The organism is Novosphingobium sp. NBM11 (assembly GCF_015390225.1).
GTDB lineage: Bacteria > Pseudomonadota > Alphaproteobacteria > Sphingomonadales > Sphingomonadaceae > Novosphingobium.
Map to the genome: position 1 here is coordinate 2,308,464 of NZ_VUOG01000001.1, position 12,243 is coordinate 2,320,706.

Below are 12,243 nucleotides of genomic sequence, written 5' to 3' on the forward strand. Positions count from 1 at the left end.
GCGGCGCATGTCGCAAGGGGATGCGGCGGCTCTCTGTTTCGCTTACGAGGATCTGGGCCTCGGCAGTTTCTGGACGACCGATGGCGAGGGGCGGCTGACTTACATGTCGTCCGCCGCGCAGGCCCTGCTCGGCGGCGGCGAGGACGGCCTCATTGGCCGGCCCTTCCTGGAGCTGTTCCTGCCGCCCGATCGCGAAGCCGAAGGAGACAGCCAGCGGGCGCTGTCCTTCGCGCTGGCCCGCCGGGGCCGCTTCGAGCGCGTGATCGCCCGGAGCGAGGCCGGGGGACGGGGCTGCTGGTGGTCGATCTCGGGCGAACCGCAGAGCGATGGCAATACCTTCACGGGTTTTCGCGGGCACTGCGCCGACATTACCGGCGAGCGCGAATCCGCCGAGGAAAGCTCGCGGCTGGCCATGCACGATCCGCTGACCGGGCTGCTCAACCGCCGGCGCATGACGCAAGTGCTCGAACGCACGCTGACCGCCTACGCGCTGCAGCGGCGCTCTTGTGCGATCATGCTGATCGACCTCGACCGCTTCAAGCAGGTCAACGATACGCTGGGCCACGCCGCCGGTGACGCGCTGCTCAAGCAGGTGGCCGATCGTCTGGTGAAGATCGTGGGCGACAAGGAAAAGGTCTGCCGCCTGGGCGGCGACGAGTTCCAGGTCATCCTGCCCGATCAGGAAGATCGCGGCGTGCTGGGAGACATGGCCACCTCGATCATCAGCAGCATCTCGCAGCCGTATTCGATCGAAGGCAGCCGTTGCACCATCGGCGCGTCGGTGGGCGTGGCGGTCGCGCCGTTCGACGGGCAGGCCAGCGAGGAACTGGTGCGCAACGCCGATCTCGCGCTCTATGCCGCCAAGGGCAGCGGGCGCGGCCGGTTCCGCTTCTTTTCGAACGATCTGCTGAAGGCGGCCGAAGATCGCCGCGTGCTGGAGGAAGACCTCATCGACGCGCTGCCGAAAGGCCAGCTCGAACTGCACTACCAGCCGATCGTGAAAGCCACGTCAAACCAGATCGTCGGGATGGAGGCGCTGTTGCGCTGGAATCATCCCGAGCAGGGCTGGATTTCGCCCGCGCGGTTCATCCCGATCGCCGAAGAATCACACCTGATCTGCCGCATCGGCGAATGGGTGCTGCGCAAGGCGTGTGAAGACGCGGCCTCATGGCCGGGCGACGCGCGCGTGGCGGTCAATGTCTCCCCCATCCAGTTCGCGGATTCGTCGCTGCCCGCGCTGGTGGCGAGTGCGCTGGCGTCGTCGGGGCTGGAGCCCGACCGGCTGGAGCTGGAAATCACCGAAGGCGTGTTCCTGCAGGAAGGCGGGACCACCGACGCGATGTTCCGGGCGCTGAAGGATCTGGGCGTTCGCCTGGCGCTCGACGATTTCGGCACCGGCTATTCCTCGCTCGCCTATCTGAAGACCGCGCCGTTCGACAAGATCAAGATCGACCAGAGCTTCGTGCGCGGCGCGACGGGGTCGGGATCGCGCAACCGCGCGATCATCGCCGCGATCGTGGCGCTGGCCAAGGCGCTGGACATGGAAACGACGGCGGAAGGCGTCGAATCGTTCGACCAGTTCGATCTGATGAAAAGCCTGGAAGTCAGCCATGTGCAGGGCTTCATCTACAGCCCCGCGATCACCAACGAGGATTTCCTGGCCCGGCTGGATGGCGATGGATGGATCATCGCCCCGTCCGGACCCGCGCGGCAGCGGCATGACCGGCAGGCGATGTTCCGCCGGATCGGCGCGATCCACGAAGATCACTACTATCCGATCGTGCTGCGCAACCTGTCGGTATCCGGCGCGCTGATCGAGGGCATGGTGGACGTGCCACTGGGCACGAAATTCGTGCTCGATCTGGGTGACGGCCAGCTGGTCATCGCCACGGTGCGCCGTTCGCGCAAGCACCAGCAGGGTGTTGAGTTCGAACAGGAAATGGTGGCGGATGGCAATGGCGGGCTGTGTACGCGCCATCGCGTTTCGCCCTATGCGCTGACGGCGGCGGGCCTGACCCAGACGCCGGGCCATGCCGGGCCCATGCTGATCACCCGCAGCGACGACGGCCGCGTCATGCTGCCCGCGTTCAGCCTGGCGAGCGAATGGAACGGAGCCGCCCTGCGCACCGAGGCGGCCTGAACGGCAGGCGCGGGCTACCCGTTGCGGAATTTGTCCACGCCGCCTAATGCCCGGCGCATCATGGCAGACGCGCAGACATCCCCGGACCGGCCGCAACCCAAGGAATGGATCAAGGCGATCCACGCCTATGTTCCCGGCAAGTCCACCGGGGCCGACGGGCGTCCGCTGATCAAGCTTTCGGCGAACGAGAACCCGCTGGGCACCAGCGCGGCCGTGCTCGCGGCGCGTGGTGGTGCAGGGCACGGCGCGGGGGAACCTTCGCGCTATCCCGATCCCGACAGCAAGGATCTGCGCGCCGCGCTGGGCGCGCTGCACGGCATTTCCGCCGATCGCATCGTCATGGGCACCGGTTCGGACGAACTGCTGCACATCGCGGCGCAGGCCTACGCCGGGCCGGGGGACGAGATCGTCTACGTCCGCTATGGCTTCTCGGTCTATGACATCGCCGCGCGCCGGTGCGGCGCGGTGCCGGTGGTGGCGCCGGACGCGGACTATGGCACCGACGTCGACGCGCTACTGGCCTGCGTGACCGAGCGGACGCGGGTGGTGTTCCTCGCCAATCCCAACAATCCCACGGGCAGCTTCCTGCCGCGCGAAGGGATCGCCCGGCTCCACGCCGCGCTGCGCCCGGACGTGCTGCTGGTGATCGACCAGGCCTATGCCGAATATGTCGCGCCGGAGGATGACGATGGCGCGCTTGCCCTGGCGGCCAGCGCGGCGAACGTGCTGGTGACGCGCACGTTCTCGAAGATCTATGGCCTGGCGGGCGAACGCATCGGCTGGGCGACGGGCGACGCCGCGATCGTCGACATGCTCAACCGCATTCGCGGCCCCTTCAACCTGTCGCTGACGGCGCAGGCAACCGGGCTGGCAGCGGTGGCGGACCAAAGCTTCGTGGAGGCATCGCGCCGGCACAATGCCGCGCAGCGCGCGAAGTTCGTGGCGGCGCTCAACGCGCTGGGCAACCACGGCATCCGTCCGTTGCCGAGCGAGGCGAACTTCGTGCTGATCCTGTTCGAAGGCGCGCTGAGCGCCGAGGCGGCCTATCTGGGGCTGATGGAGCACGGCTACATCACCCGCTGGCTGCCGGGGCAGGGGCTGCCGCAGGCGCTGCGCATCACCATCGGCACCGAAGCGCAGATGGACGAGATCGCGGCCGCGCTGCGGCAGATGTGCGAGACGGCGAAGTGACGACGTCCGCGCCCGCGCCGTTCCGCCACGTTGCGGTGATCGGGCTGGGCCTGCTGGGCGGATCGGTCGCCCGCGCGGTCAAGACCTACGCGCCCGATGCCACGGTAAGCGGCTTCGACGCCGATGCCGCCGTGCGCCGGCGCGCGCGGGAGATCGCGCTGTGCGATACGATCGCCGAAAGCGCGGGCGAGGCGGTGCGCGAAGCGGACCTTGTCGTACTGTGCGTGCCGGTGGGCGCGATGGGTGCTGCCGCACGGGCACTCGCGGCGGACCTGCCGCACGGCGCGCTGGTGACCGACGTGGGGTCGAGCAAGGCCAGCGTGGCGCGCGCGCTGGCGGACGCGCTGCCGGGCCATGCGGTGATCCCCGCGCACCCCGTTGCCGGGACCGAGCAGAGCGGGCCGGACGCGGGCTTCGCCACGCTGTTCCGCAACCGCTGGTGCATCCTGACGCCACCCGCCGATGCCGATCCGGCGCTGCTGGCGCGGCTGGCCGCATTCTGGGAAACGCTGGGCGCGCGCGTCGATATCATGGATGCCGAACACCACGATCTGGTGCTTGCCGTGACCAGCCACCTGCCGCACCTGATCGCCTATACGATCGTCGGCACCGCGTCGGATCTCGAGGCGGTGACGCAGAGCGAGGTCATCAAGTATTCGGCCGGCGGCTTCCGCGATTTCACCCGCATCGCCGCGTCGGACCCGACGATGTGGCGCGACGTGTTCCTGAACAACCGCGATGCCGTGCTCGACATGCTCCAGCGCTTCACCGAGGATCTGATGGGGCTGCAGAAAGCGATCCGGGTCGGCGATGGCGCGGCGCTGTTCGACCACTTCACCCACACCCGCGCGATCCGCCGCTCGATCATCGAGCAGGGCCAGGACGATGCGCGCCCCGATTTCGGCCGCGTTCACGACGAGGGCACGGACCGACGGTCAGGCCAGCAGGAATAGCAGGGCCACGGCCGCCATCACGGCGGTGGAAAGCCAGCCGCCGAGCGCCAGCGCCGGCGAGATGACGAAGGCGCCCATTACGCGCGGATTGCGCGCGATAAGCATGGTCACCACCATCAGCGGCGGCGCCAGCAGCCCGTTGACCACCGCGGCCCAGTACAGTGCGTGCATCGGATCGATCGCCAGAAGGTTGAGCGCGATGCCCGCCGCCGTGGCCAGCGCGATCACGGCATAGAACGCCTTGGCTTCGCGCAGGCGCCGATCCAGCCCCTCGCTCCAGTCGAAGGTTTCGGCGACGGCATAGGCGGCCGAGCCGGCCAGCACCGGAATGGCGAGCAGGCCGGTGCTGACAATGCCCAGCGCGAACAGCACGAAGGCGAAGTCTCCGGCCAGCGGCCGTAGCGCGGAGGCGGCCTGCACCGCGCTGTCGATTTCGGTGATGCCTGCCCGGTGCAGCGTTGCCGCCGTGGCGATGACGATGAAGATCGCGGTCAGGTTGGAAAAGACCATGCCCACCAGCGTGTCGATGCGGATGCGGCGCAGCTCCGCGCCGGCGGTGCGCGGCGCCACGCAGAGCGGCTTGGTGTGGCGGCGGCGCTGTTCTTCCACTTCCTGCCCGGCCTGCCAGAAGAACAGGTAAGGGCTGATCGTGGTGCCCAGCACCGCCACCAATGCCATCACGCTGGCCTTGTCGAAGGCCAGGTGCGGGATCAGCACGCCCCGGGCCGCATCGTCCCAGGAAACGTGCGCCACGGCCGCCACCGCGAAATACGACAGCAGCGACAGGGTGGTCCATTTGAGGATGCTGGCATAGCGGGCATAGCTGACGAACACTTCCAGCGCGATGCTGAGCAGCCCGAAGCCGATGATGAACGGCATGTCGGGGCCGGGCAGGATCAGGGTGAGCGCCGAGCCCATCGCGCCCAGGTCGGCACCCAGGTTGATGACGTTGGCGATCAGCAGGAGCATGACCACGCCGCGCAGCAGCGGCCGGGGGTAATGGTCACGCAGGTTGTGGGCTATGCCCCGCCCCGATACTGCGCCGATCCTGCCGCAAATCTCCTGGATCGCGGTCATCAACGGCAGGCTGAACAGCAGCGTCCACGCCATGCCATAGCCGAACTGCGCGCCGACCTGGCTGTAAGTGCCGATGCCGCTGGGGTCGTCGTCGGCCGCGCCGGTGACGAGACCCGGCCCCAGCACCGCGAGAGGGGAACGGCGGGGCGGCGCTTCTTCGCCGGCTTCTTCGGGCGGCTCGGGGGCGTCAGTCATGCAGCACGTTGAGCGCCGTCAGAACCCGGGCCTCCACCTCGTCGCGGGGAAGCCCGGCGGGAATCTCCTCGCCGAAGTGATAGCGGACGGTGCCCGATCGTTTCCACAGCCGATGGTAGAGCGGGCCGCTGTTCACCGCGACCGGAATCACCGGCAGGTTCAGCAGCTTGTAAAGGCCGGCGAAGCCCGATTGCAGCGGCGCGGCCGAACCGTGCGGCACGCGCGTTCCTTCGGGAAAGATCACCAGCGGACGGCCGTTGGCGATCAGCCGGCGCGCCTCCGTCAGCATCGTGCGCAGGGCCTTTGCCCCGGCATCGCGCTCCACCCCGATCAGGCCATAGCGGACCCCCGCCTTGCCCCACAGCGGCAGGCGCATAAGCTCCATCTTGGCGAAGACGACCGGCGTATCGAACGTGGCGGGCAGCTCGATGGCCTCGTAGAACGATTCGTGCCGGATCGCGTACAGCACGCCGCCGCGCGGGTGGGCGACGTTGCTTTCGCGCCGGATGCCCAGCAGATAGCGGCAGCAGGCGCGGTGATACTTGCCCCAGCTGCGGATGGCCGAGCGGAAACGATGTTCGGAGACGGACATCATCAGCGCCACCCAGATCACCAGGAACACCGTGCCCGTGTAGAACACCAGGTAGAACGCCAGGCTGCGCGGGATATCGAGGATGCTGCCGCGTGGTTGCGGCGGTGCCATCGGAGACGTCATGGTGGCGCTTGTCCTTGTTACCAGCCGGCGGCCCATGCGCCGATGCGGGCAAGCAGCTTGTTGTATTCTAGGAACAGGATGCGCAGCGAAGGGCGCGACGGCACGGCATCGCGCACGATCACGATATCGTCGGGCAATGCGGCGGCGAGGTCGAACGCGGCGCGGCGCATGTGCCAGTCGGTGGTGATGAGGCGGATCGAATGCAGGCGCTGCGCCGCCACCCAGCGCGCCGCTTCCAGCCCGTTGGAGCGGGTGTCGACCGAATCGTATCCTAGCGTGATGCAGCATTGCAGCAGGCGCGGCTCCACCCCGTATTCGGCCGCGAATTCGCCCGGCTTCACTTCGCGGTCCACCCCGGCGATCAGCAGTTTGCGCGCGTGGCCGGCGCGCAGTTCCGTCAGCGCGCGCGGGATGCGACCGCCGCCGCCGGTCACCACGACGATGCCGTCGGTGGTGCGGTCGTCGGCCGGCTGGGGCAGCAGCAGCGCGAACCACAGGAAGCCCAGCACCCAGGCGAGCATCGTCAGCGACGCGATGCGCCGGAACAGGCCGGGAGGCTTGCGCAGCCGCCTCACAGCATGCGCCTCAGGTTGCGCAGCACCGAAACACGCGCCGTCACCACCGCCAGCGCCACGCCAGCCAGCGGAATCGCGGCGATCACGATCCAGTCGCTCCACAGCAGCCCGGCGGACGTGGTCATGCCCGAGCCGAGCGCCGCGAACTGGCGGCCCAGCAGCACCACCACGATCAGGCCCACCAGCAGGCCGACAATGCCGCCCGCCGCCGCGTCCATCGCCATGCTGCGCTGGAAGATCCGCGCGATCTGGTTGTCGGTGCCGCCCAGCATGTGCACGATCTCTATCGTATCGCGATGATTGCCAAGCGCATTGCGCGAGGCCAGCAGAACGGCGGCCACGGTGGCCAGCGCCAGCAGCGCGATCAAGCCGCCCGCCAGCCATTGCAGCGCGTGGATCGCGGAAAAGACCGGGGTCAGCCAGCCCGCCTGCGCATCGACGCGCGCGGCCGGGGCGTTGCGCGCCACCCGCGCGCGCAGCGCGGCGATCCGGTCCGGCGTGGCATGGCCGGAAAGACGCACGTCGAGCAGCGCGGGGATGGGCAGGGCTTCCACGTCGTCGCCGGGGCGGGTGCCCAGCCACGGTTCGACCAGCGCGTTCAGTTCCTCCTGCGGCACGACCCGCGCCGAGACCACGCCCGGCGCGCCGCGCAGCGTGGCCAGCGCGGCCAGCGCCTGCCGGTTGCGCTCGGCCGGCGCGGCGGACACGACCTGGACCGTGACGCCGCCTTCGACGTCCGCGCTCGCGGTCTGCGCGGCGTTGCGCAGGGCCAGGCCGCTGGCCGCCGCCACCACCGTCAGCGCGATCATGATGGCGATCACCCAGGGCATCGGGCCGGACAGGCGTGCTTCGGGCAGCAGGCGCGCCTCGTTGTTGCCCGCACGATCGCGCCGGCCATCGGCCATCGCCGCGCCAAGCCAGGAAAAGACGTTCATGGTGCGACGCTTTCAGGCCCGCGCTGGCCCGCCGCCGCCACCACCCCCGCTGCAGCCGCCGGCGCGGACCGTCGGGGGGGATAGCGCAGCGCGCCCGTCGGATCGAGGAGCTTGCCCTTGTCGAGCCGCATGATCAGCGAATCCGGCACCTGACGGATCAGTTGCGGATCGTGGGTGGCGACCACCACGGTCGTTCCCAGCCCGTTCAGCGACTGGAACAGGCCGATCAGCTTGAACGCCATGTCCGCATCGACGTTGCCGGTCGGTTCGTCGGCGATGAGCAGTTCGGGCCGACCGATCACCGCGCGGGCAATCGCCACGCGCTGCTGCTCCCCGCCGGAAAGCGCGGCAGGCTGGGCGTGGCGCCGGTCGGCCAGGCCCACCCAGTCCAGCATGTCGTTCACCGGGCGGACGATGTCCTTCTCCACCATGCCCGCCACGCGCAGCGGCAGCGCCACGTTGTCGAAGGCGGAAAGGTGCGGCACCAGCCGGAAATCCTGGAACACCACCCCCAGCCGGCGGCGGAAGCCGGGCAGCCGGTCGCGCGGCAGAGTGATCGCATCGGTGCCGAACATGCGGATCAGCCCGCGCGAGGGGCGCTGGGCCAGATAGAGCAGGCGCAGCAGGCTGGTCTTGCCCGCGCCGCTGGCGCCGGTGAGGAAATAGAAATTGCCGGAAAAAAGCGTGAAGCTGACATCGGTCAGCACTTCCTTGCCGGTGCCGTAGCGCAGCCCGACATTGTCGAACTGGACGATCTCGGCGTCTGGCTGGGTCATGATGAAACAGGCGTCCCCGGATTGCTGTAATGCGCTCTTTTCGCAGCCTGAGCGGCTATACGCGTCAATCGATGTGGAAAAAAGGCTGTGGACGCCCTTCTCTAGGGTGCGCGCCTATTGTTTCAATCCGCTTCGCCATGCTTAACCGCAATTATGATCATCGCCTGTCCAGCCTGTTCGACGCGCTATGTCGTTCCCGACAGCGCGATCGGTGCGGAAGGTCGCACCGTGCGGTGCGCGCGCTGCCGCCATAGCTGGTTCCAGGAGGGGCCGGAGCTGCCCCCGCGCGACGATGCAATGCTGCGGCCCCCTGCTGCCCCAGCAGCGCCCGCCGCTCAACCGGCCGCCCCTCAGCCAGCCGCCCCTCAGGCAGCCGCTGCCCAGCCGCCCGTGGTGGAGGAGCCCCGGCCCGAACCGGCGGCGGCATCGCCCGCCGGCGATGGCGATCCGCAGGGCGACCAAAGCATCGCGGCGGAAGCGGAGGACGACGGGCTCGACGAAAGCGACGCGTCCGCGCCGCCGCCGGCCTTCGCCGCCCTGCGGGCCGAGCCGGAAGTCGAGGAATTCGTGTCGATGCTCTCGAGCTTCGAACACGAACCGCCGTTCCGCCCGCGCCGCAACCCCGCGCGGCTGTGGACGGCCGCTGCGGTCACGTTCGCGCTGGCGGTGGCCGCGCTGATCGGGGCGGTGAGCTATTTCGGCATGCCGGACTGGCTGCCCGTGGCGCACCCCACCTTCGGCGCCGCGCCATCGGACCTGGCGCTGTCGTTCCCGCCGGAACGGCAGGACCGGCGCACTCTGCCCAACGGCACCGAATATTTCGGCGCGAGCGGAACGGTGACGAACGTGGGCAAGGAAGTGCGCACGGTGCCGCCGATCCTGATCGTGCTGCGCGATGGCAAGGACCGCATCGTCTATACGTGGAACGTCACCCCGCCCAAGGAAACGCTCGCGCCTGGTGAAAGCGTGACGATCAACGAAGCGGTGACGGACGTGCCCAGGGACGCCAAGATCGCGGAAATCGGCTGGAAGCCCGATTGATTCCCCGCGCGGGCGCGGATGGGCGTGGATCGGAAGGCGATGGCCCGGAAGCTCCGGGAAAAAACCGCATCATGGCAGTTGCGCCCCGCAAACCCCTTTGCTAAGGGCCCGCTCCTACCCCCCACGGGACCCCCCTCGCAGAGGACCGGTTCCGTTGATTTTGCGGTCGTGGCGGAATTGGTAGACGCGCAACGTTGAGGTCGTTGTGGGTGAAAACCCGTGGAAGTTCGAGTCTTCTCGACCGCACCAGTCATCCTGAAAATCGTGAGTGAAGGCGGTTCCCCTTTGGGGAGGCTGTTGGCGTCTGTCTTGCCGGTCTGCGCAGCACCGCTTGTTACCTGCCTACGGCGTCGGCGCTCAAATACCCTGGCCGCTCCCTGTCAAAGCCCATGCCGCAACGCGTCGAAGGTGATGGCCTGGCCGTAGAACGTCGGAATTAGCGACGTATTTTCAATTAGATATTTTGTCACGCCGTTTGCCGCAGGGATAGAGGAAAGGACCGGCACAGGACCGGAGCGAAATCCGCTTGCCCAATCGATATTTCGGCGATAGTCGAAATATCGAACGAAGCGGAGAGGTTGGCATGAAGCGTTTGCACATGCACGTTAGCGTGCCCAACATCGAACAGGCCGTCGCATTCTATACGACGCTGTTCGACGCATCGCCGGTCGTCGTGAAGGACGACTATGCGAAATGGATGCTGGACGACCCGCGCGTCAATTTCGCCGTATCGTCGCGCGCCCATGAAACCGGCATAGATCATGTGGGCATTCAGGTTGACGCCCCCGACGAATTGGCCGCGCTCGCTACGCGCTTGAAGGCGGCGGGCAATACGACGTTCGATCAAGAGGCGACGACGTGTTGCTACGCCAATTCGGATAAGTCTTGGGTGACGGATACGGCGGGCGTTCGCTGGGAAACGTTCTTCACGCACGGCGAAGCTACGTCCTACGGCGAAGACGAAGTGTTGCCCGATCTGGCGGATAGCGCCTGCTGCGCGCCCAAGGCGGCTTGCTGCTGATGCTGCTGCCCGAAGCTGTCGATGCCCTGTCCGCGCTCGCTCACGGGCACCGCTTGGGCGTTTTCCGGCTGTTGGTGCGGGCGGGGGCGGACGGCCTGCCAGCCGGCGAAATCGCGCGCGAAGTTGGCGTGTTGCCCAACACGCTGTCCACGCATTTGACCATCCTTGGCCACGCCGGATTGATCCAATCGCGCCGCGAAGGTCGTTCCGTCATCTACTCCGCCGATTACGACGGAATGCGCGGCCTGCTAGGCTTTCTTGTGTCCGACTGCTGCGCCGGGCGACCGGAGATATGCGCGCCCCTCGCTGAAGTGGCGCAAAGCTGCTGCGACAAGTGAACCACGCCCGACGCTTCGCCGCTGAATGCGTCGGCACGGCCCTGTTGCTGTCCGACGTCGTCGGGTCCGGCATCATGGGCGAAAGCCTCGCTGGCGGAAATGTCGCCATTGCGCTGCTGGGCAACACCATTGCGACCGGCGCGGCCTTGGTCGTGTTGATCCACATATTCAACCAAGTGTCCGGCGCGCACTTCAACCCCGCCGTCACGATAATGGCCGTTCTTCGCCGCGAACTGCCTTTGCCGACGGCGGCGGTCCACATTGCGGCGCAATTCGTCGGCTCGATCATCGGCGTTTGGGTTGCCCACATGATGTTCGCCGAACCGCTCTTGCAGATTTCGACCAAGTTTCGCGACGGACCTTCACAGGGCTTTTCAGAGTTCATCGCGACCTTCGGCCTGATCGGGACCATACTTGGCACCGAACGTTCGCGGCCTGCCTTCACGCCGGTTGCGGTCGGCCTCTACATCACCGCCGCCTATTGGTTCACCGCGTCCACGGCGTTCGCCAACCCGGCGGTCACGGTCGCGCGCGCCCTATCCAACACCTTCGCCGGGATCGCGCCCGCATCGGCCCCGCTGTTCATCGTATCGCAGCTTGTGGGCACGGTCGCAGCGGTCGCGTTCTTCGGCTGGCTGTTCAAAGAGGAAACATCGAGATGACCGACGCTTTCCCCGTCACGATCTACCACAACCCCGATTGCGGCACGTCGCGTAATGCGCTGGCGATGATCGAAGCCGCCGGATACGCCCCGACGGTCGTCGAATATCGCGTCGTCGGCTGGACTCATTCGCAGCTTCAAGGGCTGTTCGCAGCGATGGACGCAACGCCCCGCGACGTCATGCGCGAGAAGGGAACGCCAGCCGCCGAACTGGGCTTGCTGGACGGCGCATCCGACGAATCAATCATCGAAGCGATGGTCGCGCATCCCATCCTTGTGAACCGGCCAATTGTCGTCACGCCGAAAGGCACGAAGTTATGCCGCCCGTCCGAAGTCGTGTTGGAATTGCTGGAAAGCAGACCCGCCAGCTTCACCAAGGAAGACGGGGAAGTCGTCCGCTGAACGTCCTTTGCCGGTCCTTGCTTTGGAACCGGGTCGCACGACAACGATGCCGCATAATGCGGTTAAGATATCGATTTTGTGTCGGAAAACTGGAGCGGGCGAAGGGATTCGAACCCTCGACCCCAACCTTGGCAAGGTTGTGCTCTACCCCTGAGCTACGCCCGCTCGTGCGTTTCGGACCGGAGGAAAAATCCCCTTCCGGCCGGGGTGAGGCGCGCCGTTA

Annotated in this window: 13 protein-coding genes and 2 tRNA genes; 9 read left to right on the forward strand and 6 right to left on the reverse strand. The window is 67.3% G+C overall.

Features of this window, described 5'->3' with window-relative positions; translation table 11 throughout:
- The first annotated feature begins 7 nt into the window (after positions 1–7).
- The 3 genes from F1640_RS11020 to F1640_RS11030 are packed head-to-tail and all read left to right on the forward strand — an operon-like array spanning position 8 to position 4,284.
- Positions 8–2,140, forward strand: a complete 2,133-nt coding sequence (locus F1640_RS11020) for a bifunctional diguanylate cyclase/phosphodiesterase (RefSeq protein WP_124810510.1) — start codon at positions 8–10, stop codon at positions 2,138–2,140.
- 60 nt (positions 2,141–2,200) lie between these two features.
- Positions 2,201–3,331, forward strand: a complete 1,131-nt coding sequence (locus tag F1640_RS11025; RefSeq protein WP_194919179.1) for a histidinol-phosphate transaminase — start codon at positions 2,201–2,203, stop codon at positions 3,329–3,331.
- Complete coding sequence (locus F1640_RS11030; protein WP_124810508.1) at positions 3,328–4,284, forward strand: prephenate/arogenate dehydrogenase family protein; 957 nt, start codon at positions 3,328–3,330, stop codon at positions 4,282–4,284. Before F1640_RS11025 ends, F1640_RS11030 begins: the two co-directional genes overlap by 4 nt.
- On the opposite strand, the gene F1640_RS11035 is transcribed toward F1640_RS11030, so the two are convergent.
- Genes F1640_RS11035 through ftsE form a run of 5 tightly spaced genes read right to left on the reverse strand, consistent with a single transcriptional unit; the run spans position 4,267 to position 8,557 of the window.
- Entirely contained in the window at positions 4,267–5,556 is a 1,290-nt protein-coding gene (locus F1640_RS11035; protein ID WP_125954388.1) for an NRAMP family divalent metal transporter, read from the reverse strand. The genes F1640_RS11030 and F1640_RS11035 overlap by 18 nt on opposite strands.
- Positions 5,549–6,271, reverse strand: coding sequence for a 1-acyl-sn-glycerol-3-phosphate acyltransferase (locus tag F1640_RS11040; RefSeq protein WP_255530344.1), 723 nt, complete (start codon positions 6,269–6,271; stop codon positions 5,549–5,551). Before F1640_RS11040 ends, F1640_RS11035 begins: the two co-directional genes overlap by 8 nt.
- Before the next feature lie 17 nt (positions 6,272–6,288).
- A complete protein-coding gene (locus tag F1640_RS11045; RefSeq protein WP_124810529.1) occupies positions 6,289–6,792 on the reverse strand; it encodes a YdcF family protein in 504 nt (167 codons plus the stop codon).
- Positions 6,793–6,842: 50 nt separating this feature from the next.
- Positions 6,843–7,781: an ABC transporter permease gene (locus tag F1640_RS11050; protein ID WP_223806742.1), complete on the reverse strand. Its 939-nt coding sequence runs from the start codon at positions 7,779–7,781 to the stop codon at positions 6,843–6,845.
- Positions 7,778–8,557 carry a cell division ATP-binding protein FtsE gene (ftsE, locus tag F1640_RS11055; RefSeq protein WP_194919181.1) on the reverse strand — a complete coding sequence of 260 codons (780 nt, stop codon included), beginning with the start codon at positions 8,555–8,557 and terminating at the stop codon, positions 7,778–7,780. The genes F1640_RS11050 and ftsE overlap by 4 nt, the downstream gene beginning before the upstream one ends.
- Before the next feature lie 153 nt (positions 8,558–8,710).
- Here ftsE and F1640_RS11060 point away from each other — a divergent pair, with 153 nt between their 5' ends.
- The 6 genes from F1640_RS11060 to arsC all read left to right on the forward strand — a co-directional run bounded on the left by F1640_RS11060 (position 8,711) and on the right by arsC (position 12,020).
- A complete protein-coding gene (locus tag F1640_RS11060; RefSeq protein ID WP_194919183.1) occupies positions 8,711–9,598 on the forward strand; it encodes a zinc-ribbon domain-containing protein in 888 nt (295 codons plus the stop codon).
- Positions 9,599–9,760: 162 nt separating this feature from the next.
- A tRNA-Leu gene (locus F1640_RS11065) sits at positions 9,761–9,847 on the forward strand.
- A 334-nt stretch (positions 9,848–10,181) separates the two neighbouring features.
- A complete protein-coding gene (locus F1640_RS11070) occupies positions 10,182–10,619 on the forward strand; it encodes an ArsI/CadI family heavy metal resistance metalloenzyme (RefSeq protein WP_194919185.1) in 438 nt (145 codons plus the stop codon).
- A complete protein-coding gene (locus F1640_RS11075) occupies positions 10,619–10,957 on the forward strand; it encodes a helix-turn-helix transcriptional regulator (protein ID WP_124810504.1) in 339 nt (112 codons plus the stop codon). The genes F1640_RS11070 and F1640_RS11075 overlap by 1 nt, the downstream gene beginning before the upstream one ends.
- A complete protein-coding gene (locus F1640_RS11080) occupies positions 10,954–11,619 on the forward strand; it encodes an MIP/aquaporin family protein (RefSeq protein WP_194919187.1) in 666 nt (221 codons plus the stop codon). The genes F1640_RS11075 and F1640_RS11080 overlap by 4 nt, the downstream gene beginning before the upstream one ends.
- Complete coding sequence (gene arsC / locus F1640_RS11085) at positions 11,616–12,020, forward strand: arsenate reductase (glutaredoxin) (protein ID WP_125954393.1); 405 nt, start codon at positions 11,616–11,618, stop codon at positions 12,018–12,020. Before F1640_RS11080 ends, arsC begins: the two co-directional genes overlap by 4 nt.
- A 90-nt stretch (positions 12,021–12,110) precedes the next feature.
- Here the strand turns inward: arsC and F1640_RS11090 are convergent.
- Positions 12,111–12,185 (reverse strand) — tRNA-Gly (locus F1640_RS11090).
- Positions 12,186–12,243 lie beyond the last annotated feature (58 nt).

What these genes read in the sequence shown, in the direction of transcription:
- F1640_RS11045 (WP_124810529.1), bottom strand. Translation starts at nt 6,792, where the DNA reads ATGCTCGCCTGGGTGCTGGGCTTCCTGTGGTTCGCGCTGCTGCTGCCC.
- F1640_RS11070 (WP_194919185.1), top strand. Translation starts at nt 10,182, where the DNA reads ATGAAGCGTTTGCACATGCACGTTAGCGTGCCCAACATCGAACAGGCC.
- F1640_RS11020 (WP_124810510.1), top strand. Translation starts at nt 8, where the DNA reads ATGTCGCAAGGGGATGCGGCGGCTCTCTGTTTCGCTTACGAGGATCTG.
- arsC (WP_125954393.1), top strand. Translation starts at nt 11,616, where the DNA reads ATGACCGACGCTTTCCCCGTCACGATCTACCACAACCCCGATTGCGGC.
- F1640_RS11035 (WP_125954388.1), bottom strand. Translation starts at nt 5,556, where the DNA reads ATGACTGACGCCCCCGAGCCGCCCGAAGAAGCCGGCGAAGAAGCGCCG.
- F1640_RS11060 (WP_194919183.1), top strand. Translation starts at nt 8,711, where the DNA reads ATGATCATCGCCTGTCCAGCCTGTTCGACGCGCTATGTCGTTCCCGAC.
- F1640_RS11050 (WP_223806742.1), bottom strand. Translation starts at nt 7,781, where the DNA reads ATGAACGTCTTTTCCTGGCTTGGCGCGGCGATGGCCGATGGCCGGCGC.
- F1640_RS11025 (WP_194919179.1), top strand. Translation starts at nt 2,201, where the DNA reads ATGGCAGACGCGCAGACATCCCCGGACCGGCCGCAACCCAAGGAATGG.
- F1640_RS11075 (WP_124810504.1), top strand. Translation starts at nt 10,619, where the DNA reads ATGCTGCTGCCCGAAGCTGTCGATGCCCTGTCCGCGCTCGCTCACGGG.
- F1640_RS11040 (WP_255530344.1), bottom strand. Translation starts at nt 6,271, where the DNA reads ATGACGTCTCCGATGGCACCGCCGCAACCACGCGGCAGCATCCTCGAT.
- ftsE (WP_194919181.1), bottom strand. Translation starts at nt 8,557, where the DNA reads ATGACCCAGCCAGACGCCGAGATCGTCCAGTTCGACAATGTCGGGCTG.